Consider the following 19960-nt stretch of genomic DNA (forward strand, 5'->3'; position numbering starts at 1 on the left):
GGTCGGGGAGTGGCGGTCGGGGACTGGGGGGCCGGATGCGCGCGGGCCTGTGTGGGTGCCTCTCGCGCGCATCCGGCCGGTCTGGTGCGGTCGGATCAGGAGCCGGGAACCGACCCGATCTCCGGCGGCGTCGGGATGTCCGAGTCGGTCACGGTGCCGAGCGTGGTCTTCCACGCCTTGCCCCACTGGCCGTCCTTCTGGATGGTCTTCAGCCACTCGTTGACGAACTTCTTGAAGTCGTCGTCACCGTGCTTCAGGCCGATGCCGTACGGCTCCTTGGTGAAGGGCTGCCCGACGACCTTGATCTGCTTCTCGCTGGCGGCGTCGCTCGCGAGGAGCGTGTAGTCCTGAACGTAGGCGTCGCCGCGGCCCTGGATGAGCGCCTGGACGGCGGCCGGGTCGGTGCCGAACGCGGTGACCGTCGCCTTCGGGGCGATCTTCGGCACCTCGGTGACGGCCGGCGTGTTGGCGCCGACGATCACGTTCTTGCCGTCGAGGTCCTTGTAGCTCTTGATGTCCTTGTTGTCGCTCTTGACCGCGACCGCAAGACCGGACTCGAAGTAGGGGCCGGCGAAGTCGACCTGCTTGGCCCGCTCCTCGGTGATCGTGTAGGTGTTGAAGACGACGTCGACCGTGTCGTTCTGCAGCATCGCCTCGCGGGTCTCGGAGGCCGGCGGAACGATCTCGACGTTCGGCTTGCCGATGATGTAGATCGCCAGCAGCTTGGCCAGCTCGGCGTCGAAACCGTTGACCTTCTGCGGGTCGGTCGGGTCCTGCTGCGAGAGCAGCGGGGCGTCGAGCGCCTCGGCGACGATGAGCTTGCCGCGCTTCTTGATCTTCTCCATGGTCGAGCCGGAGAGGATGAGGTCGGCCTTCGCGACGGGGGCGCCGGCGAGGACGGAGTCCCCCGACGCGGTCGAGCTCGCGTCGCTGCCGGGCAGTGCCGTGTTGCCGGAGCAGGCGGTGACGGCGAGCGTCACGGCCGCGAGCAGGACGCCGGCGACGGCGCTCTTCCTGCGGATGCTGCGGGTCATGGGATGCATCCCTTTCTGATTGGACTTCGGTGTGATGTGGAACGGTGGTGCGCGGCCTCGTGCGGTGCGGGTGCTAGTGCGAGAGCACGGAGGCCAGGAACGACTTCGCCCGCTCGGTGGCGGGGGAGTCGAAGAACTGTGCTGGGGCGGCCTGCTCGACGATCTGCCCGCGGTCCATGAAGACGACGCGGTCGGCGGCGCGGCGGGCGAAGCCCATCTCGTGGGTGACGACGATCATCGTCATGCCCTCCTTCGCGAGGGAGGTCATGACGTCGAGCACCTCGCCGACCATCTCGGGGTCGAGGGCGCTGGTCGGCTCGTCGAAGAGCATGACCTTCGGCTGCATGGCGAGAGCGCGGGCGATGGCCGCGCGCTGCTGCTGGCCGCCGGAGAGCTGGGCCGGGTGGCTGTCCGCCTTGTCGGCGATGCCGACCCGGTCGAGCAGCTCCATCGCCTGGGCGCGTGCGGCATCCTTGCCGAGCTTGCGCACCTTGAGGGGAGCGAGGGTGACGTTGTCGAGGATCGTCCGGTGGGCGAACAGGTTGAACGACTGGAACACCATCCCGACCTCGGCGCGGAGCTTGGCGAGCGGCGCGCCCTCTTCCGGCAGCAGCTCGCCGTCGACGCGGATCTCGCCGGAGTCGATGGTCTCCAGGCGGTTGATGGAACGGCACAGCGTCGACTTGCCGGACCCGGACGGCCCGATGACCACGACGACCTCGCGCTCGGCGACGTCGAGGTCGATGTTCTGCAGCACGTGGAGGTCGCCGAAGTGCTTGTCGACCGCGCGCAGGCTCACCATCGGCCGGGCGTCGGTTGCTGTCATCGGGGTCCTCGCATCGTCGTCGGGAAGGTTTCGATGAGCGTACTAAGTATCGACCGTTGATCGCAATATCGAAATTAGTTAATCCGAAATCGAACGAAGTCGGTACAGTATTCTCGACGCAAGACGGCGGGCAGCAGGCCCATCGCCGCAGAGGGGATGCCGCGATGACGAGCACGATGGAGGGGGCGCCCGTCCTGACCGGACCGGGCACTCCTGGCGGCATCCTGGAGCTCGTCCGCTCCGGCCGGTCCCGGTCGCGGGCGGATCTCGCCCGCAGCACCGGCCTCTCGCCCTCGACGGTCTCGCAGCGCGTCGACGCCCTCATCGCCGCTGGCTACCTCCGCGAGGCGGGTGCGGGCGTCTCCCACGGCGGTCGCCGCCCGCGCGCCCTCGAAGTGGATGCGTCCACGGGTGTCGTCTGCGCCGCAGACCTCGGCTCTCACCACGCCACCTTCGGGCTCATCGATCTGAGCGGGCGCGTGCTCGCCTCCCGGACCGAGCCGATGGACATCTCCACCGGCCCTGCCGCCGTGCTCCGCTGGATCGCCGAGGTCGGCGCCGAGCTGACGGAGGCGCACGCGCAGCCGGGCCAGACGCTCCGCGGGTTCGGCATCGGACTCCCCGGCCCCGTCGACTCCACCACCGGTCGCATGGTGTCGCCCTCGCGCATGCCCGGCTGGAACGGTGTGGATGTAGCGGCCGAGCTCTCCGCGATCACCGGCCTCCCCGCCGCGGCGGACAACGACGCCAACCTGATGGCGCTCGGCGAGTATGACACCCTGGGCGGCGACGTCGGCGAGCTCGTGTTCGTGAAGGCGGGATCGAGCATCGGCTGCGGCATCGTCGCCTTCGGCGGCGTCTACCACGGTCACCACGGCATGGCGGGCGACATCAGCCACGTCACCGTCCCCGGCGCCCCAGCCGTGCTCTGCTCCTGCGGCCGGATCGGCTGCCTTGATGCGGTGGCCGGCGGCGCCGCCATCGTCCAGGCACTGCGGTCCTCCGGCGTCGAGATCTCCGACACCCGCGAGGTGCTCGCGCTCGCCAGGGACGCGCATCCACGCGCAACACAGGAGCTCCGGGAGGCGGGCCTCCGCACCGGCGGCGTCCTGGCGACCATCATGAACTTCTTCAACCCGCAGCGCCTGGTGCTCGGCGGCATCCTGGGGGAGGCCGAGGCGTTCGTCGCCGGGGTGCGCTCCGCCATTTACTCGGACTGCCTGCCGATGATCACCGACCAACTCGACATCGCGGTGAGCGTCGCCAAAGAGCAGGCGGGCATCCGCGGGGCCGGGCGGCTCATCCTCGACTCGGTGTTCGACCCCGCGCGCGTCGACCTCGTCGTCCGATGACCCAGGCCGTCGCCATCGTCGGCGCCGGCCGGATGGGCCGGGCGCACGCGGCGGCATGGGCGACGAACGACGTCCCGGTGCTCTACGCGGTGTCGCCGCGCCGGCGTCCGGATCTCCCGGAGGCGCCCGACGCCCGCTGGGCCACCCGGCTGGAGGAGGCGCTCGACGACCCCGCCGTCACCATCGTCTCGGTCTGCACTCCCACGCCATCGCACGCCGATCTGGCCATCCAGGCGCTCGAGGCGGGCCGTCACGTGCTGCTGGAGAAGCCCATCGCGCTCACTGTGGAGGACGCCGAGCGCGTGGAGGCCGCGGCTGGCAGGGCGCGCGGGACGCTGATGGTCGCGCACGTCGTCCGGTTCTTCCCCGGATACGCGGCGCTGGCGGAGCGCGTCACAGCGGGCACCGTCGGCCGTCCCCGCGTGGTGCGCGCGTCGCGGGTCTCGGCGGCGCCGATCGGCTACGACTGGCTCGAGGACGAATCGCGGTCCGGCGGCATGCTCGTCGACTTCGCCATCCACGACATCGACCAGGCGTCCGCCTACCTGGGTCGCGCTGTCGGCGTGACCAGCATCCCGTCGGCGGGTGCGGGCTTCGGCGTCCCCGTCACCACGACGATCGAGTACGAGGGCGGCGGCGTCGCACAGGTGCTCAGCGTGTCCGACCTCCCGGAGGGCCAGCCGTTCCGCACGACGTTCGAGGTCGTCGGCGACACGGGGGTGGATGCGGCGGAGCCGGAGGCGGGCGACGCGTTCGCCGCGCAGGCGCGCTACTTCCTCGACTGCGTGACCGCGGGCGTGCCGACCACCCGAGGACCCGTCTCCTCGGCGGTCGAGGCACTGCGTGTGGCCGTCGCGGCGCGGGAGTCCGCGCGCACCGGGCGACGCATCCTGCTGCCCCGGTAGGGTGGGCGCGTGAGCGACAAGTGGTGGCAGTCGGCGGTCGTCTATCAGGTCTATCCGCGCAGCTTCGCGGACAGCGACGGAGACGGGATCGGTGACCTGCGCGGGGTGATCGAGCACCTCGACTACCTGAACGAACTCGGCGTCGACGTGGTCTGGCTCTCGCCGATCTACGCGTCCCCGCACGACGACAACGGCTACGACATCAGCGACTACCGCGCGATCGACCCGCTGTTCGGCACGTTCGACGACTTCGACGAACTGCTGGAGGGGATGCACGCGCGCGGCATGAAGCTGGTCATGGACCTCGTCGTCAATCACACGTCCGATGAGCATCCGTGGTTCATCGAGTCGGCGTCCTCCACCGACAACCCCAAGCGCGACTGGTACTGGTGGCGTCCCGCTCGCGAGGGCAAGCAGCCGGGCGAGCAGGGCGCGGAGCCGAACAATTGGGGCTCCTTCTTCTCCGGGCCGGCCTGGCAGCTCGACCCGCAGACCGGCGAGTACTACCTGCACCTGTTCTCGCGCAAGCAGCCGGACCTCAACTGGGAGAACCCGGAGGTCCGCGACGCGGTCTACGAGATGATGAACTGGTGGCTCGACCGCGGGGTCGACGGCTTCCGGATGGACGTCATCAACTTCATCTCCAAGGTCACCTCGCTGCCCGACGGGGTTGTCCCGGAGGGCGCCCTCTACGGCGACGCGTACCCGTACTTCGCGCAGGGCCCGCGCATCCACGAGTTCCTGCACGAGATGCACGAGCGCGTGTTCGCCGGCCGCGATGACCGGTACCTGACGGTCGGCGAGATGCCGGGCGTCGACATCGAGCAGGCCCGACGCTTCACGGACCCCCGCAACGGTGAGCTCGACATGGTGTTCCAGTTCGAGCACGTCGACCTCGACCACGGACCGGGCGGCAAGTGGGATCACCGGCCGCTCAGCGTGCTCGACCTCAAGCGCAACCTCTCCACGTGGCAGGAAGGACTCGCCGACCTCGGCTGGAACAGCCTGTACTGGAACAACCACGACCAGCCGCGCGTCGTCAGCCGGTTCGGCGACGACGGCGAGCACCGCATCCCGTCGGCGAAGGCGCTCGGGACGGTCCTGCACCTGATGCGCGGCACGCCGTACGTCTACCAGGGAGAGGAGCTCGGGATGACGAACGTCCCGTTCTCCTCGATCGAGGACTTCCGCGACATCGAGTCGCTGAATCACTACGCGGAAGCCGTCGACATCCTGGGCGCACCCGCGGAGGAGGTGCTGGCGGCGCTGCGGCGGACCAGCCGCGACAACGCCCGCACTCCGATGCAGTGGACGTCCGGCCCGCACGCCGGCTTCACCACCGGGACGCCGTGGATCACGGTCAACCCGAACGCGGCCGAGATCAACGCCGAAGCCGAGGTGGCCGATCCCGACTCGGTGTTCGCCCACTACCGCGCGCTCATCGACCTGCGCCACAGGTCGGAGGTCGTCGCGATCGGAGACTATGCGCTCGTGCTGCCGGAGCATCCCCAGGTCTTCGCATACACCCGCAGCCTCAGCGACCGGTCGTTGCTTGTGCTCGCGAACCTCAGCAGCGAGCCGGCGACATTCGATGCCGCGCAGCTTCCCGCCTGGGCGGTCGGTGGCGACGATGCGCCTGCGGCCGAACTGGTGCTCTCCAACCTGGGATCCGCGACCGAGGCGACGAGCGGATCGCTCCGCCCCTGGGAGGCCGTGGTCTACTCCCGGGGCTGAGTCTCGCGACAGGTCGTCCTTGCGCGGGCGGCGCGCCGGGTGTGGGATGGGCGACACGACCCGGGAGGCGACGATGGGCAACTATGTGGCGCGTGCGGAGATCGACGTGGCCGCACCACGGCGTGCGGTGTGGGATGTGCTGACCACGAACGGCGCGCGTCCGGAGATCCTGTTCGGCGCGGACGTGGTGTCCGACTGGCGCCTGGGGTCGGAGATCGTCTGGCGCGGCGAATGGCAGGGCAAGGCGTTCGAGGACCACGGTCGGGTGATCGAGCTGGAGGATCGCGAGGAGCCGTGGCGTATTGTGCTGACGCACTTCAGCCCGCTGAGCGGCCTGCCCGACGAACCGGAGAACTATCACACCCTCCGGTTCGAGCTGGATGAGATCCCCGGCGGAACGCGCGTGACCCTCGACCAGGACAACAACCCGACGCGGGAGGCCGCGGAGCACTCCCGGGCGAACTGGGCGCAGATGTTGGAGGGTGTGAAGACGGTGGCCGAGCGCGACGCGCGGTAGGCGTCCGCTCGCCGGTTGGGCGGCGCGGTCGCCCGATCAGGCGTCGAACGCTTCGCGGAGGAACGCGACGAGGAACACGTCGAACGCCTGCACGGTGCCGTTTCGGTCGCCGGTCATCAGGAAGCCGAAGTGGAGCCCGGCGGCCGAGTCGACGAGCCAGGTGGCGAGGATGCCCGCCCGCCGGGTCTCGATGCCCTGCTTCTTGAGCCACGCTTTGACCGTGTCGCGCCACTGCATGAAGGACGTGGTCACGCGCTTGCCGATGTCGGGGTCGATCGGCTCCAGGGCTCCCGCCTCGAACTGCAGGCGAAGGCCGGTGCGATTGTTCTCACGCAGGGAGTGGCGGAACGCCTCCTTGTACCAGTCGTGGAACTGGTCGCGGTCGAACGCCGTCACTTCGACACCGGCGAGCGACTCGGTCTGCTGACGGACGCCCTCTTCGAGGATGGCGTCGATCATCTCCTGGCGGGAGCCGAAGTGGTACACGAACGAGTAGGTGCTCACCCCGAGGGCGCTGGCCAGACTGCGAAAGGTCATGCGGGAGAGCGGCTCCGTCGCCACGTGCTCCATGATGCGGCCGAGCAGTTCCGGTTTGCGGTTCGGATCTGGTGTGCGTCCCACGCGATAACACTAGTCCTGATATCGGGCGGCCTGGCTAGACAGCAGTGGACTCTGCTGCCGACCTTCGGCGTGCGAAGGCCGGGCCGACTCGCGGCTCTATCAGGGCTTACCGGGCTTGCCCGGACCGCCCTGGCCGCCACCGTTCCCGGGGTTGCCGCCGGCTCCCGGTGCGGGTGCCGTCGGCGCTCCCGGAGCGGTCGGCGGCTTGGGTGCGACCGGAACCGTCGTGAACTTGCCGCTCGGCGACGGGAAGGCCCCGCCTCCGTACGCCGCGTTCAGGGCTGTCTGGATGCGCTTGACGATCGAGAACTTGACGTTGCCGCCTCCGATGCCCTGGAAGCTCTGGCTGCGGAGCGCGACGCCGCCCTGGACGTTGCCGACCCAGGTGGCCTGGGCGACCTTGGTGGTGGAGGTGACGAGCCAGTTCTCGACGGAGTTGTCGGTCGTGCCGGTCTTGCCGAAGATCGGGATTCCGTCGCCGGGGTTGGCCGACGACGCCGTGCCGCCTCCGCGCAGCACGCCCTGCAGCGCGTAGATCGCGGCAGCGGCGACCTGCGGATCGATCGGCGTCGGCGAGCACGCCGTCTTGGGCACCGCGTGCTCGGCGCCGTCGGCGTCGACGATCTTGTCGATCGCGATGGGGCTGCAGGCGACGCCGTTGTTGGCGAGGCCCGCGTAGGCGGTGGCCATGGTGATCGGCGCGATGTAGTTCGTGCCGAGCACCGCCGACGGGTTGGCCATGAACGGGTTCGCCGCCTCGTCCGCGCCGTGGACCAGCAGATCCTGGGCGCGCTGCTTGATGCCGCACAGGTCGAGCTGGGTCGCCATCTTCGCGAACACGGTGTTGATCGACTGCGCGGTCGCATTCATCACGGTCGTCGCCGTGACGCTCTCGCCCTCGTCGTTGGAGACGTTCCAGGGGGCCCCGCCGATGTCGTTGCACGGGTCGCTCGCGTGGAACTGCGTCTGCGGGAAGACGTGCTGGGTTCCGCTCACCGTCTGGTAGAGCGAGTGCCCCTCCTGGAGCCATTCGAGCAGGTCGAACACCTTGTACGCCGAACCGGTCTGGAAGCCCTCGGAGCCGCCGTAGTCGTAGTCGGTGTTGTAATTGACGGCCGTTGTCGCCGGGGCCGGATTCGCCGTGTTGTCGTACGGGCGGTTCTGCACCATGGTCACGACGCGCCCGGTCCCGACCTCGACGGAGACGTTCGACGATCCGAGGTCGAGGCGCGGGTCGGCCGGCGGGATGTACGCGCTGATCGCCGCCTGCGCCTGGCTCTGCAGGTCGAGGTTGAGCGTCGTGTAGATCTTGAGGCCGCCGCGGGTGAGGAAGTTGGAGCGGTCGTCCTCGGTCTTGCCGAAGATCGGGTTCTGCTCGATGGTCCGCTCGACGTAGTCGCAGAAGAACGCGGCGTTGTACTGCTGGGCGGTCATGCAGCCGTTCTGCGTCGGGGTGATCTTTGGCTCGACCTTGGTGGCCCGAGCCGCGTCGTGCTCCTCTTTGGTGATCTTCCCGTTGGCGAACATCCGGTCGAGCACGTAGTTGCGCCGGTCGAGGGTCTCCTTGTAGCCGTTGGCGGCGCCGTTCTCCTTGTCGTCCGGACGGTCGATGCGCAGGTTGTCGGGGTTGTTCAGGATGGCGATCAGCGTCGCCGCCTGCTGGATGTTCACATCCTTCGCCGCAACGCCGAAGTAGTACTCGGCAGCGGACTGGACGCCGTACACCCGGCCGCCGAATAGCGCGATGTTCAGGTAGCTCTGAAGGATGTCGTTCTTCGAGTACTCCTTCTCGAGCCCGATCGCGTAGCGCATCTCCTTCAGCTTGCGCGACGGGTCCACCTTCGTCGCGTCGTCGTAGCAGGCCTCGTAGACCGTGAGCTGCTTCTTCTGGACCGCATCGGTCGCGGTCGGGTCCGGCTGCTTGTTCTCGCAGCGCTGGACGAGGATGTTCTTCACGTACTGCTGCGTGATCGACGAGCCACCCTGCACGGATTTGTGCAGCGCCGTCAGAACGGCCCCGCGCACGGTGCCCGTGACATCCACGCCGCCGTGCTCATAGAACCGCGGATCCTCCGTGGCGATGGCGGCGTCCTTGAGGTTCTGCGAGATGCCGTCCCAGCCGACCTCGACGCGGTTCTGCGAGTAGAAGCTGGCGATCGGGACCTGCTGCCCGTTGCTGAGGGCGTACATCGTCGAGGCCTGTGCGAGCGGCTCGACCTTGATGTATTCGGGCAGACCGTCGAAGACGCTGATGGTCGAATCGGCCGCGCTGCCCGTGAGCGCCACGGCCGGTGTCACCGCCGCCGCAGCCAGCACACCAGCGAGTCCGCTCAGTGCCACGAAGCCGGCCAGGGCAGGCGCCCATCCCCATCTCATGCGTCTTCTCCCTCGTGGAACAACCATCCGTCCGTGGCGGCAATGATACGCGTCGCATCCGACGGGTCCGGGACGCGCACGCTCAGGTTGGTGGAGAGAACGAAGACCGCTGGGCCTGTGGAAACCTTCGTCAGGAGGCGTCGCGCAGCTTGTCGCAGAGCACGGCGAGGGTCTCGAGTTCCTCGGGGGTCAGCCGACCGCCGACGCGTTCTGTGATGGTCTTCATATGATCGACGGCGACCCGGCGGAACATGTCGTATCCCGTGTCGGTCAGCCGGATCACCGTGCCGCGCGCATCGGACGGCTCCGGGCATTTCGCCACCAGTCCGCGTGCGACCAGCCGGTCGACGAGGCGGCTCACGCTCGGCTGGGTGAGCAGCACGTGCTTGTTCAGGTCGCGCAGGCGCAGTTCGCGGTTCGGCTGCCGCGACAGGTTGAACAGGACGTCGTACTCGTTGAACGAGATGTCGCGGGTGGGGAACTCGGCCGCCAACGTCCGCATCACGGCTACCTGGGCCCGGAACAGCGACTCCCACGCGGAGACGGCGCTGATGCGGGCGCGTTTCGTCGACTCCGCCGCCATCGCGCTCTCGGCCATGACCCGTCCTCCTTATGCGAGCTCAATGCATTCGCATCTTCTCATCATGCGCGCGAGGCCGACATCCGTGCCACCACGGGGGACCGGCGAGGGCGGAAGGAGAGGACGGGGAGACAAAAGATTGAGGGCCGGCCGCAGAGGCTAGCGGCCGGCCCTCTCCCTTGCACCAAGAGTGTCCTGCAATCACATTCCGCGATGGCTGCCACAGCAAACAACCATTGCTCTTGAACTATATAACGAAGAGGTAACGGCATCTAGTTATCAAGTCGTTATTTTTTCTGCGAGTTCGCTATGCGTACGTGAGAACTGTCGTCGGAACGACATCGCCGATCCCGCACGCCGCGGTTTTCCCTCGAACTCGACCGACCGGGCTCAGGCCGCCAGCGGCATCCGCCCATGCAGGACGGCTGCGTGCAAGGACAGGCGTCCGGGACCGGTCAGGGCGAGCGCGACGGCCGCACAGGCCAGCAGCAGCGGGAACTCGAATCCGCCGTCACTGGCGAAGAAGCCGGCGGAGATGTGGGCCGTGAATACGGCGCCCAGCATCGCGGCCGCGGCGAAGAGCCCGGCGATGCGTGTGCCGACTCCCGCCACGATGAGCGCACCTCCGAGCAGTTCGATGGTCGCGACCGCCGGCGCCACGACCTCCGCGGCGGGGACACCCATCCCCGCGAAGGATTCCGTCACCCCGGGCAGGGTGTAGACGAACAGCTTCTGGATGCCGTGGGCGATGAGTATGCCTCCGACGGCGATGCGGAGCAGGAGCAGACCGAGGTCGCGAGTCGACGGTCGAGACGTTGCGCGTGGGCTCATGGAGTCCTCCAGGTCGTGGTGACTTCCGGTGCGGGATGCACCGTGCGGTCTACCCTCGCAGCGCTTTCTGGAGCGCCGGTGGACATGCTCCGGGAATCGCCGGACAGCGGCGTGTCAGGTGAACCGATCCGATCGCGATCTCGTGTCGCCGAACGCGCCGCAGTCTTTCAGGAGGGCGAGCCGCCCGGGTAAGCCGGGTTCCCTGGGCCGTGGTGGCGGCCGGTCGCCGGGTCGATCCAGTTGCCCGAGCCGGTGAGCCGGTGCCAGCGTTTATGGAACCCGAGGTCGGTGCCCTCACCTTCGACGACGGCCGCACCGCACAGATCGCAGATGCGGAGGATGACGATGTCGCCGTCCGCGGTCGTGACTGAGATCATCCCCTCCGGGAATGCAACGCTCATGGTGCTCCTCCTCCTGCTGCCATCGCGCCCCGCATCCATGTTCCGAAACTTCTGTCAGGGTACGTGATCGATCCCGAGCTCCCGTGGGTGCCATCCGAAGTGTCTGTCGCTCTCCGGGGGCGTGTTTCCGGCTTCGGCACCCTATGTAAATTCGCTGTTTCGTCTCTTCCGCTGCGCGTTCCGGTCTGACAATCTCCACTTGACCGGACAACTGGTCAACCGTGACAATGTGACGACAACACCGTCGTTGCACCGAGAGGGATCCAGCATGAAAGTTGCGCTCGAGCAGGGTCGTGGAGGCCCGCCCATGTACCTCCAGCTGGCCAACGCACTGCAGGCGTTCATCGCCGAGGAGCAGCTCCAGCCCGGCGATCTCCTGCCCAGTGAGAACGCCCTCGCCAGCGAGAACCATCTGAGCCGCGCAACCGTGATCAAGGCGTTCGACCTGCTGATCGAGCGCGGTCTCATCTCACGTCGTCAGGGTCGTGGCACCTTCGTCAACGCGCGGCCGATGGAACGCCAGCTGCCCGACTTCACCAGCTTCTCCGAGCACGTCCACGGCCTCGGACTGACGCCCGGCAGCGAGCTCCTCTCGTTCGACCGCTTCGAGCCGCATGCGTCCGGGCGGCCGGACTCGTCGTTCGCCGAGGACCAGGCCGTGGTGTCCGTCGAGCGACTCCGCCTCGTCGATGGTGTTCCCGTCGGCATCCATCGTGCGCTGGTGCCGGCCGATGTCGTCGATGTCCTGGGGATGGACGAGCAGACGGCCGCGGCGCCCGGCTTCTCGTTCTATCAGTCGCTGCAGACACACGGGATCTTCCTGGCCTCCGGCGAGGAGACGTTGCGTGCGATCAACGCGAACGCCTCCGACGCCGCCGTCCTGAACGTCGACGAGGGGACGGCGCTCATCGAAATCGTCCGAGACTCACGTGACACCACCGGCCGGCTGGTCGAAGTCGTGCGAGCCCGCTATCTCGGATCGCAGTACCTGTACCACATCACTTTCGCCCCCTCTAACCCCGGAGTGACCCATGAAGAAGAAGACCGCACTCACAGCTTTCCTCGTTCCGGCGGCGGCCTCGCTGCTGCTGCTCAGCGGATGCGCCGCTGACGCCGGATCGTCCTCGTCGTCGGGCCCCGCCAAGTCCGCTGCGCTCGTCATCGCGCAGGGAGGTCTCGGCGATCAGTCGTACAACGACCTGGCCTACTCGGGCTTCAAGTCCGCAGTGAAGGCGAACGGGATGACCGGCTCCCCGATCGAGTCCTCCGACGTCGTCGGCCAGGGCGAGCAGATCCTCCGCCGCGCAGGCGGGCAGAACCTGGGCCTGGTCGTCGACCTCGAGTACTCCCACAACGAGATCCTCTCGAAGGTCGCGGCGGACTACGCCAAGACCGACTGGGTGCTGGTGAATGCGACCGCGAAGGGCAAGAACGTCGCCTCCGTCCTCTTCCAGGAGCAGGAGGGGTCGTACCTGGCAGGCGCCCTCGCCGCGATGCAGACCACGAACACGTCGGACCCGAAGATCAACCCGGAGAAGGTCATCGGCGTCATCGGCGGCACGCAGTCGGTCGGCATCGACAAGTTCCTGGTCGGATACATCCAGGGAGCCCACGACGTCGACCCGAACGTCAAGGTGCTCACCGCGTACGCCAACAGCTTCGCCGACCCGACCAAGGGCCAGCAGCTCGCCAAGTCGATGTTCGACCAGGGCGCCGACATCGTCTACGCGGTGGCCGGCGGCACCGGCTCCGGCGTCATCCAGGCGGCGAAGGACGCCGACCACTACGCGATCGGAGTGGACGGCGACCAGGACGGCATCGCACCGGGCAGCGTCCTGACGAGCATGGTGAAGAAGACGGATGTCGCCGTCGCCGACATCGTCAAGCAGTACGCCGACGGCTCGTTCCCCGGCGGCAAGACGGTCTATTACGGCCTGGCGCAGGACGGGGTCGGCCTCACCGACTTCAAGTACACCAAGGACGCCATCGGGCAGGCCACGATCGACAAGGTCGACGCGCTCAAGAAGAAGATCATCGACGGCTCCCTCAAGGTCTGGAACGTGGTCGACCAGGGCTACCCGAGCTTCTACAGCGGCAAGTAGGAAGCACCAGCGGATGCCCATCCTTTCCCCCACCACCCCCGCCGCCGATCCGGTGACCTGCCGGATCGGCGCGCGGGGCGTGAGCCGAGCCTTCGGTTCCGTCCGAGCGAACGTCGACGTGAGCGTCACCGTCCGGCGAGGGTCCGTGCACGCCATCGTCGGAGAGAACGGTGCAGGCAAGTCCACGCTCATGCGCATGCTCTACGGTCTCGACGCCCCCGACGCCGGAGCCATCGTCGTCGACGACGCCGACGTGACCTTCAGCGGCCCGCGGGACGCGATCGCCCGCGGTATCGGCCTCGTCCAGCAGGAGCTCGCGATCATCCCGGAGCTGACCCTGCTCGAGAACCTCGTCCTCGGCGCAGAGCCCCGCGCCGGGCTCGTCTGGGATCGGAAGCGGGCGCTCGCGGACGCACGCGAGCTCGCCGCGGTCGTCGGGGTGGAGATCGAATGGGACCTGTCAGCCGCGCACGCGTCGATCGCCGTCCAACAGCAGGTGGAGATCCTGCGACTGCTGTACCGGGGCGCGGACGTGCTCATCCTCGACGAGCCGACGGCCGTTCTCGCCCCTGCGCAGGCGGCGGAACTCCTCCGCCTGTTGCTGTCGCTGCGCGCGGCGGGTCGGACGGTGATCTTCATCAGCCACAAGCTGGATGAGGTGGTCGAGATCGCGGACGACATCACCGTCCTGCGCTCGGGCCGCACCGTTGCGTCGTTCTCCCGCGGTGAGGTCGACCGGGCGGGCCTGACCGAGCTGATCGTCGGCGATCAGGCGGTGGAGGTGCGCGATGAGGCCGGCCGGCCCGCGATCGGCGAGGCCGTGCTGGTGGTCGACGGGTTGAGCGCCGCCGACGATCGTGGGATCCAGCGGCTCTCCGGTGTCGGGTTCAGCCTTCACCGCTGCGAGATCGTCGGTGTCGCCGCGGTGGCGGGCAACGGGCAGGAGGAGCTCGCGGAGGCGATCCTCGGCATCCGGGACTGCTCGTCCGGATCGATCCTGCTCGACGGCGTCGATCTCACCCGGGAGACGGTTCGCGGGCGCCGCCGGCTCGGCATCCGCTATGTCAGCGCCGACCGCAAGCGAGAGGGGCTCGGCATCGACCTGAGCCTCGTCGACAACGCGATCGCGTCGTCCGGGCTCTCCCGGCTGGGCCGCGCCGGGTGGTTACGCCGTTCCACCGTCGACGCCAGGGTCCGGGCCGTCCTCGACCGCGCCGCCGTGCGCTTCGGCACGGCGAAGGACCCCGCATCGAGTCTGTCCGGCGGCAACCAGCAGCGCGTCGTGATCGGTCGGGAGACGATCGACGAACCCCGCGTCCTGATCGCCAGCCAGCCGACCCGTGGCGTCGACGTCCGCGGGATCGGCTACATCCACGAACTGCTCCGGCAGGCGCGCGACGACGGCGCCGCGGTCCTCCTGTTCAGCGAGGAGCTCGACGAACTGCATGTCCTGGCCGACCGCATCGTCGTGCTCTGCCAGGGCAGAGTCGCCGGGACGCTCCCCGGCGATGCGCCCCGCGCCGAGATCGGCCGCCTCATGCTCGGTGAGACCGCAACAACCCCCACAACAGAGGAGGAGGGGAGATGACCGAACTGCGCACCGCCTCCGTCGACGCCGTGCCTGGCTCCCGTGCGGGCTTCACCCGGGCGCGCATCCTCGCCGGCGTCCGCGGAGCTGGCCTGCCGGTGGCGATCGCACTGATCGTCGGGGGAGTCGTTCTGGCCGTGACCGGCAACAACCCCTTCGTCGTCTATGGGATGCTCGTCCGCGAGGCCTTCGGAGACATCAACCGGATCGACGCGACACTCGCCGCCGCGACGCCACTGCTGTTCACAGCGGTGGCCGCCGCCTTCGCCTATCGGGCGGGGGTGTTCACCGTCGGCGTGGAGGGCAGCTTCGTGCTCGGCGGGTTGACCGCCGCCGTCGTCGGCTCGTCGGTCGGCGGCCTGCCCCCAGTGCTCGCCGTCGCCGTCACCCTCCTGTCGGCCACCGTCGCCGGCGGTGCGGCGGCCGCCATCCCCGCGCTGCTCCGCGCGCGCTGGGCGGTCGACGAGGTCGTCACCACACTGATGTTCAACTTCATCGTCATCGGAGTGGCCAATTGGAGCGTCCAGGCCTTCTTCCAGCAGCGCGGGCAGGCCAACTCGGCTACGGCGTACGTCGCACCGGCCGCCGAGCTACCGCCACTGAACCCGCCGAACCAGGCCAACGTCGGACTCATCATCGCCATCGTCGTCGTCGCCGGGTACGCCGTGTGGATGCGTCGCTCGGTCCTCGGCTTCGAGTTCCGTGCCGTCGGGAGCGCACCGCGCTTCTCCCTCGCGCAGGGGCTCCGGGTCCGTCTGGTCGTCTTCGTCGCGATCCTCGGCGCTGGGCTGATCGGCGGTCTCGGCGGCGGTGCTCACGCGCTCGGCATCGTCCACCGGTACACCAGCGGCTTCTCGGCGAGCTTCGGCTTCACCGGCATCGCCATCGCCCTGCTTGCACGGTTCAATCCCATCGGCATCGTGGTCGGAGCGATCCTCTTCGGCGCCCTCAACTCCGCGGGGGCGACCGTCCAACTCTTCGTCAACATCCCGATCCAGCTGATCGACATCCTCCAGGGCACCGTGATGGTCTTCGCGGTGGCGTCCTTCGCGATCCCCCGCTTCATGAAACGCGCCCGTCGCGGCGCGGGAAGGGACGACGCGTGATCGACGACATCATCGCCTCCGCCCTCGTCCTCTCCGTGCCGATCGCGCTCGCCGCCCTGGGAGGCGCCATCCACCGTCGGGCCGGGATCGTCAACATCGGACTGGAAGCGCACATGCTGGTCGGCGCGTTCATCGGAGCGCTCGTGAGCGGCGCCAGTCAGAACTGGCTCCTCGGGGTGCTCGGGGGAGCGGCAGCCGGTGCGCTGTCCGGGTGGCTGATGAGCGCGATCATCACACGGCTGAAGGCCAACGAGATCATCGTGGGTCTCGGCTTCAACATCGTCGTGCTCGGTCTGGTCGGCTACGTGCTCCGGTCGGTCTTCTCGGTCTCCGGGACACTCCACGTCCCCGGCCTGCAGCGGCTTCCGGCGATCACGATCCCGGGCATCGACGACGTCCCCGTCCTCGGAGCCGTGCTCTCCGGCAAGGACCCGCTCTTCTGGCTGACGATCGCCCTGGTCCCGCTGATCGCCTGGGTCCTCGCCAGGACACCGGGCGGCCTCCGGTTGCGGGCGAGCGGCGCGTCGGCCGGGATCAGCACGTCACTCGGTCTCCGCACCCTTCGCATCCGCGACATCGCCGGGATCATCGCCGGGGCCCTTGCCGGTCTGGGAGGTGTCGCCCTCAGCCTGGGAGCCGTCGGGCTGTTCAACGAGAACATGACGGCGGGCCGTGGCTTCGTCGCGCTGGCCGCCTTCTACTTCGGCCGGTCCCGACCGTTGCCGACGGCCCTCGCGTGCGTGCTCTTCGGCTTCTTCGACGCTCTCCAGATCCGTCTGCAGACCGTCGGCGGCCTCTCGCCCGACCTCATCTCGACGCTGCCGTATGTGGCCGTCGTCCTCGTCCTCACGCTGACCGCGATCCGCGAGCAGCGCCGCAACGCCCGCCGGCTCGTCTGACCCTCTCCAGGAGGCACCCACCGTGACCACAGCACCAACGACCGCACAGACCGCCCTCGTGCTCGTCGACGTGATCGCATCGTTCTACCGACCGTTGGAGGCGAACTACTACCCGGACGCTCCGCTCACGCTCGACCCCATCCACCTGCTCCTCGACCAGGCCAGGGCGAGCGACGCGTTCGTCGTGCACGCCGTCGAGCGCCACCGCGCCGGGGTCGAGGACTTCGAGTTCGCCAAGCTCCCGCGCCACCATCAGGAGGGGAGCGCCGACGCGGAGTACGTGCCGGGCTTCGAGCCCGTGTTCGGGCCGCGAGAGGTCGAGGTGACCAAGCGGAGGTTCTCGGCGTTTTATGCGACCGACCTCGACCTCCTCCTCCGCGAGCAGGACATCCGCCGGGTCATGATCGTGGGCGTCAAGACGAACGTGTGCATCCGGGCCACGGCTCAGGACGCCTTCGCCGGCGGCTTCGAGGTCCTCGTCCCCCGCGAGACGACGAACTCCAACCGGCCCCACCTGGCGGCTGCCAGCCTCGAGGACATCGAGCGGTACATGGGGAGCGTGCCGACGCTCGACCAGGCGCTGGACGCGCTCCGATGACGGCGGGTTCTGTGCATCGGCTGGCCGTCGTCGGATACGCGAGCCTGGACTCAACGGTCCGGTCGCCGCGGTTCCAGGGACTCGACGCCACCAGCATCGTCGGCCCGAAGCTCGCCGACGGGAACGCCGGCGGCATCGTCCACATCACCAGCGCGATCCACCTCGCCGGGGCCGAGGCCGACGCGGTCAGCTGGGTCGGCGCCGACGAGAACGGCGACCGCTGGCGCGCGGCGCTCCGCTCGCACGGTGCTTCGGACGCGGGCGTCGCCGTCTCCGGCTCCCGGACGCCAACATCGACCCTCATCCACTTCGAGGCGGGCGGGACGATCTGCCTCTTTGACCCGGGAGACTGCCACGGGAGCGAGCTCACCCCCGCGCAGGCCGCGATCCTGGTTGCCGCGGACTGGTGCCTCCTGACCGTCGCCCCTCGGCACATCGTCGAGCAGGTGCTCGACCTCCTCCCGGACACGACCCGGCTGGCGTGGGCGGTCAAGTCGGACGCGTCGGCGTTTCCTCCCGAGCTCGTCGAGCGCCTTCTCCGTCGCTCCGCGCTCGTGAGCTTCAGCTCCGGCGAGGCACCCTTCCTGAGCGACGGTGGAGCCCGACCCGAGGCCCGAGTCCGCCCCGGGACGCTTCTGGTGGAGACCCGGGGAGCGCGCGGCGTCGACTACGCGGTCGTCGGCGACCCGGCCCTGGCCGGTTCGGTCGAGGTCGTCCCCGTCGCCGCCGCGGACGCCACCGGTGCAGGCGACACCTTCATCGGAACGCTCACCGCGCTCCTGGCAGCCGAACGGCCCGCCGGCGCGCTCACGCCCCAACAGCTCCACCAGCACCTGGTGGCCTCCACCGAAGCGTCCGCAGCGATGCTCGAACGCCGCCACCGCACCCCCCTCTCGATCACCAAGGAGACACCGTGACGTCCACCCCTCCCACCGCCTGGTACCTCCGATGCGGACGTGACGACGTCGGCGACCGCGCCGTCCTCGTGGGCGATCGCGGACGTGTGGCGATCGCGGCCACCATCCTCGAGGACGCCGTCGTGCTCAACGAGGACCGTGGGCTCACGACGGCCACGGGCACCTACCGCGGAGAGCGGATCACGGTCAGCGCCTTCGGGATGGGCGCGCCGATCGCGGCCATCGTGCTCCACGAGCTCAGTACCCTCGGCGTGACCCAGTTCATCCGGCTCGGCACCGCGCTCACGCTCGGCCCCACACGCCTCGGCGACTTCGTCGTCGCGCACGGCGCTGTCCGGAACGAGGGGACGTCCGCCGGATACCTCCCCGTCGAGTATCCCGCGGTGCCCGACTTCGACCTCACCCGCCGCGCGGAACGCGCGGCCACGGCGAGCGGCACCCCCACGCGCTCCGGCCTGTACGCGACGTTCGACGGCTTCTACACGGACATGTTCGATCTCGACCCGGCGTCGACCAGGGCCGCGGAGACGCTCGCGTTCCACGCGGCGAACGGCGTGATCGCGGCCGACATGGAGACCAGCGCCCTCTTCGTCGCGGCGCGGGCGCTCGGCGTGGCGGCCGCCTCCCTCTGCCTCGCCAGCGTCGACGGGAGCACCCGCGAGAAGCTCCCGCACGACGAGCGGATCGAGGCCGAGGCGCGACTGCTCCGCGCCGGATTCGACGCGCTCGTCGCCGAACCCGACACCTTCTGACCCATCCCCATCCGTCCAGAGAGGACACCACTATGACCATCGCGCACAGCTACCTCGACGACGTCATCGCCAAGCTCGCCTGGGTCCGCGACACCCAGGAGGAGAACATCTCGGCTGCCGGCGCCATCTGCGCCGACACGATCGAGGGAGACGGTCTCGTCTTCGCGTTCGGGACCGGGCACGGCGGGTTTGCCGCGCTCGAGACGTTTCCCCGGACTGGAGGCGTCACCGGCTTCCGTCCGATCGTGGAGACGTCCATCGCTCTGATGCACCACGTGCTCGGAGACATGGGAACGGCCCAGTACCGGTTCCTCCACACGCAGGAGGGATACGGCAAGGCCATCCTGCGCTCCCACCAGATCAAGGAAGGTGACGCGCTCATCCTGTTCAGCCACTCGGGCATCAACGCCGTCATCCTCGACATGGCGATCGAGTTCAAGGAGCGCGGGCTGAAGGTCATCGGCGTGACCAGCGTCCCGCACTCGTCCCAGGTCGCCAGCAGACACTCGTCGGGCAAGCGCCTCTTCGAGATCGCCGATGTCACGGTGGACACGGGCATCCCGCTCGAAGACGCGTCTCAGTTCATCGACGGCCTGGAGTATCCCGTCGGCCCCACGTCCACGTCGGTCGCCGTCGCGGTCTCGCACGCCATCAACGCGTCCGCCACCGCGTCGCTGGTCGCCCGCGGTTACCAGCCGATGATCATGGTCAACACGAATTCGAACCGCACGACCGAAGCCCACCAGCAGAACGACCGCAACTACGCGGACCTCTGGCGGCGGCTGCGCGACCGCGAGTTCTCGGCGCCGGTGGTGAAGTAG

The 19960-nt window shown here is 68.8% G+C and carries 20 protein-coding genes; 13 read left to right on the top strand and 7 right to left on the bottom strand.

Translation table 11 applies throughout. From position 1 onward, the window contains the following. Positions 1-95: 95 nt before the first annotated feature. Together AXZ95_RS02290 and AXZ95_RS02295 are read right to left on the bottom strand one after the other, a co-directional pair. Positions 96-1034, bottom strand: coding sequence for a glutamate ABC transporter substrate-binding protein (locus tag AXZ95_RS02290; RefSeq protein WP_018189377.1), 939 nt, complete (start codon positions 1032-1034; stop codon positions 96-98). 73 nt (positions 1035-1107) lie between these two features. Continuing rightward, positions 1108-1860, bottom strand: a complete 753-nt coding sequence (locus AXZ95_RS02295) for an amino acid ABC transporter ATP-binding protein (RefSeq protein ID WP_018189378.1) — start codon at positions 1858-1860, stop codon at positions 1108-1110. A 164-nt stretch (positions 1861-2024) separates the two neighbouring features. On the opposite strand from AXZ95_RS02295, the gene AXZ95_RS02300 reads away from it, so the two are divergent. From AXZ95_RS02300 to AXZ95_RS02315, 4 genes are read left to right on the top strand one after another with little or no spacing between them, the layout of a single operon-like run. After that, positions 2025-3212 (top strand): ROK family transcriptional regulator, encoded by a 1188-nt coding sequence (locus tag AXZ95_RS02300; RefSeq protein ID WP_018189379.1) that lies wholly within the window; start codon positions 2025-2027, stop codon positions 3210-3212. Then, a complete protein-coding gene (locus AXZ95_RS02305; protein ID WP_018189380.1) occupies positions 3209-4117 on the top strand; it encodes a Gfo/Idh/MocA family oxidoreductase in 909 nt (302 codons plus the stop codon). The genes AXZ95_RS02300 and AXZ95_RS02305 overlap by 4 nt, the downstream gene beginning before the upstream one ends. Before the next feature lie 9 nt (positions 4118-4126). After that, complete coding sequence (locus AXZ95_RS02310; RefSeq protein WP_018189381.1) at positions 4127-5851, top strand: alpha-glucosidase; 1725 nt, start codon at positions 4127-4129, stop codon at positions 5849-5851. A 46-nt stretch (positions 5852-5897) separates the two neighbouring features. Then, positions 5898-6368: an SRPBCC family protein gene (locus tag AXZ95_RS02315; RefSeq protein ID WP_018189382.1), complete on the top strand. Its 471-nt coding sequence runs from the start codon at positions 5898-5900 to the stop codon at positions 6366-6368. A 36-nt stretch (positions 6369-6404) separates the two neighbouring features. Here AXZ95_RS02315 and AXZ95_RS02320 read toward each other — a convergent pair whose 3' ends face one another. The 5 genes from AXZ95_RS02320 to AXZ95_RS02340 form a co-directional block, all read right to left on the bottom strand. Then, positions 6405-6989 (bottom strand): TetR/AcrR family transcriptional regulator, encoded by a 585-nt coding sequence (locus AXZ95_RS02320; protein WP_018189383.1) that lies wholly within the window; start codon positions 6987-6989, stop codon positions 6405-6407. Between the two features lie 99 nt (positions 6990-7088). Continuing rightward, complete coding sequence (locus tag AXZ95_RS02325) at positions 7089-9365, bottom strand: transglycosylase domain-containing protein (protein WP_018189384.1); 2277 nt, start codon at positions 9363-9365, stop codon at positions 7089-7091. A gap of 130 nt (positions 9366-9495) precedes the next feature. Beyond that, a complete protein-coding gene (locus AXZ95_RS02330) occupies positions 9496-9963 on the bottom strand; it encodes a helix-turn-helix domain-containing protein (RefSeq protein ID WP_018189385.1) in 468 nt (155 codons plus the stop codon). Positions 9964-10335: 372 nt separating this feature from the next. After that, positions 10336-10776 carry a DoxX family protein gene (locus AXZ95_RS02335; protein ID WP_018189386.1) on the bottom strand — a complete coding sequence of 147 codons (441 nt, stop codon included), beginning with the start codon at positions 10774-10776 and terminating at the stop codon, positions 10336-10338. Between the two features lie 167 nt (positions 10777-10943). Beyond that, a complete protein-coding gene (locus AXZ95_RS02340) occupies positions 10944-11177 on the bottom strand; it encodes a histidine ammonia-lyase (RefSeq protein ID WP_231374309.1) in 234 nt (77 codons plus the stop codon). A 268-nt stretch (positions 11178-11445) separates the two neighbouring features. Here AXZ95_RS02340 and AXZ95_RS02345 point away from each other — a divergent pair, with 268 nt between their 5' ends. From AXZ95_RS02345 to AXZ95_RS02385, 9 genes are read left to right on the top strand one after another with little or no spacing between them, the layout of a single operon-like run. Continuing rightward, positions 11446-12288 (top strand): GntR family transcriptional regulator, encoded by an 843-nt coding sequence (locus AXZ95_RS02345; protein WP_231374310.1) that lies wholly within the window; start codon positions 11446-11448, stop codon positions 12286-12288. Beyond that, positions 12209-13279: a BMP family ABC transporter substrate-binding protein gene (locus AXZ95_RS02350; RefSeq protein ID WP_018189389.1), complete on the top strand. Its 1071-nt coding sequence runs from the start codon at positions 12209-12211 to the stop codon at positions 13277-13279. The genes AXZ95_RS02345 and AXZ95_RS02350 overlap by 80 nt, the downstream gene beginning before the upstream one ends. Before the next feature lie 13 nt (positions 13280-13292). Beyond that, positions 13293-14867, top strand: a complete 1575-nt coding sequence (locus AXZ95_RS02355) for an ABC transporter ATP-binding protein (protein WP_018189390.1) — start codon at positions 13293-13295, stop codon at positions 14865-14867. Next, the gene (locus AXZ95_RS02360; protein ID WP_018189391.1) at positions 14864-15973 is read left to right on the top strand and encodes an ABC transporter permease; all 1110 of its coding nucleotides are present in this window, start codon (positions 14864-14866) and stop codon (positions 15971-15973) included. Before AXZ95_RS02355 ends, AXZ95_RS02360 begins: the two co-directional genes overlap by 4 nt. Then, positions 15970-16872, top strand: a complete 903-nt coding sequence (locus tag AXZ95_RS02365; RefSeq protein WP_018189392.1) for an ABC transporter permease — start codon at positions 15970-15972, stop codon at positions 16870-16872. The genes AXZ95_RS02360 and AXZ95_RS02365 overlap by 4 nt, the downstream gene beginning before the upstream one ends. A gap of 22 nt (positions 16873-16894) precedes the next feature. Beyond that, positions 16895-17470, top strand: a complete 576-nt coding sequence (locus AXZ95_RS02370) for an isochorismatase family cysteine hydrolase (protein ID WP_018189393.1) — start codon at positions 16895-16897, stop codon at positions 17468-17470. Next, on the top strand, positions 17467-18387 hold the full coding sequence (locus tag AXZ95_RS02375) for a PfkB family carbohydrate kinase (protein WP_018189394.1): 921 nt from the start codon (positions 17467-17469) through the stop codon (positions 18385-18387). The genes AXZ95_RS02370 and AXZ95_RS02375 overlap by 4 nt, the downstream gene beginning before the upstream one ends. Beyond that, positions 18384-19139, top strand: coding sequence for a hypothetical protein (locus AXZ95_RS02380; RefSeq protein WP_018189395.1), 756 nt, complete (start codon positions 18384-18386; stop codon positions 19137-19139). Before AXZ95_RS02375 ends, AXZ95_RS02380 begins: the two co-directional genes overlap by 4 nt. Positions 19140-19171: 32 nt before the next feature. Then, complete coding sequence (locus tag AXZ95_RS02385; RefSeq protein WP_018189396.1) at positions 19172-19960, top strand: SIS domain-containing protein; 789 nt, start codon at positions 19172-19174, stop codon at positions 19958-19960.

The sequence above is a fragment of the Leifsonia sp. 115AMFTsu3.1 genome (assembly GCF_004362795.1).
Taxonomy (GTDB): domain Bacteria; phylum Actinomycetota; class Actinomycetes; order Actinomycetales; family Microbacteriaceae; genus Leifsonia.

Bases quoted from the DNA above. Each gene is read 5' to 3' on its own strand.
- AXZ95_RS02305 (WP_018189380.1), top strand. From the start codon at position 3,209: ATGACCCAGGCCGTCGCCATCGTCGGCGCCGGCCGGATGGGCCGGGCG.
- AXZ95_RS02290 (WP_018189377.1), bottom strand. From the start codon at position 1,034: ATGACCCGCAGCATCCGCAGGAAGAGCGCCGTCGCCGGCGTCCTGCTC.
- AXZ95_RS02385 (WP_018189396.1), top strand. From the start codon at position 19,172: ATGACCATCGCGCACAGCTACCTCGACGACGTCATCGCCAAGCTCGCC.
- AXZ95_RS02315 (WP_018189382.1), top strand. From the start codon at position 5,898: ATGGGCGACACGACCCGGGAGGCGACGATGGGCAACTATGTGGCGCGT.
- AXZ95_RS02300 (WP_018189379.1), top strand. From the start codon at position 2,025: ATGACGAGCACGATGGAGGGGGCGCCCGTCCTGACCGGACCGGGCACT.
- AXZ95_RS02360 (WP_018189391.1), top strand. From the start codon at position 14,864: ATGACCGAACTGCGCACCGCCTCCGTCGACGCCGTGCCTGGCTCCCGT.
- AXZ95_RS02355 (WP_018189390.1), top strand. From the start codon at position 13,293: ATGCCCATCCTTTCCCCCACCACCCCCGCCGCCGATCCGGTGACCTGC.
- AXZ95_RS02335 (WP_018189386.1), bottom strand. From the start codon at position 10,776: ATGAGCCCACGCGCAACGTCTCGACCGTCGACTCGCGACCTCGGTCTG.
- AXZ95_RS02345 (WP_231374310.1), top strand. From the start codon at position 11,446: ATGAAAGTTGCGCTCGAGCAGGGTCGTGGAGGCCCGCCCATGTACCTC.
- AXZ95_RS02340 (WP_231374309.1), bottom strand. From the start codon at position 11,177: ATGAGCGTTGCATTCCCGGAGGGGATGATCTCAGTCACGACCGCGGAC.
- AXZ95_RS02375 (WP_018189394.1), top strand. From the start codon at position 17,467: ATGACGGCGGGTTCTGTGCATCGGCTGGCCGTCGTCGGATACGCGAGC.
- AXZ95_RS02295 (WP_018189378.1), bottom strand. From the start codon at position 1,860: ATGACAGCAACCGACGCCCGGCCGATGGTGAGCCTGCGCGCGGTCGAC.
- AXZ95_RS02330 (WP_018189385.1), bottom strand. From the start codon at position 9,963: ATGGCCGAGAGCGCGATGGCGGCGGAGTCGACGAAACGCGCCCGCATC.
- AXZ95_RS02350 (WP_018189389.1), top strand. From the start codon at position 12,209: ATGAAGAAGAAGACCGCACTCACAGCTTTCCTCGTTCCGGCGGCGGCC.
- AXZ95_RS02325 (WP_018189384.1), bottom strand. From the start codon at position 9,365: ATGAGATGGGGATGGGCGCCTGCCCTGGCCGGCTTCGTGGCACTGAGC.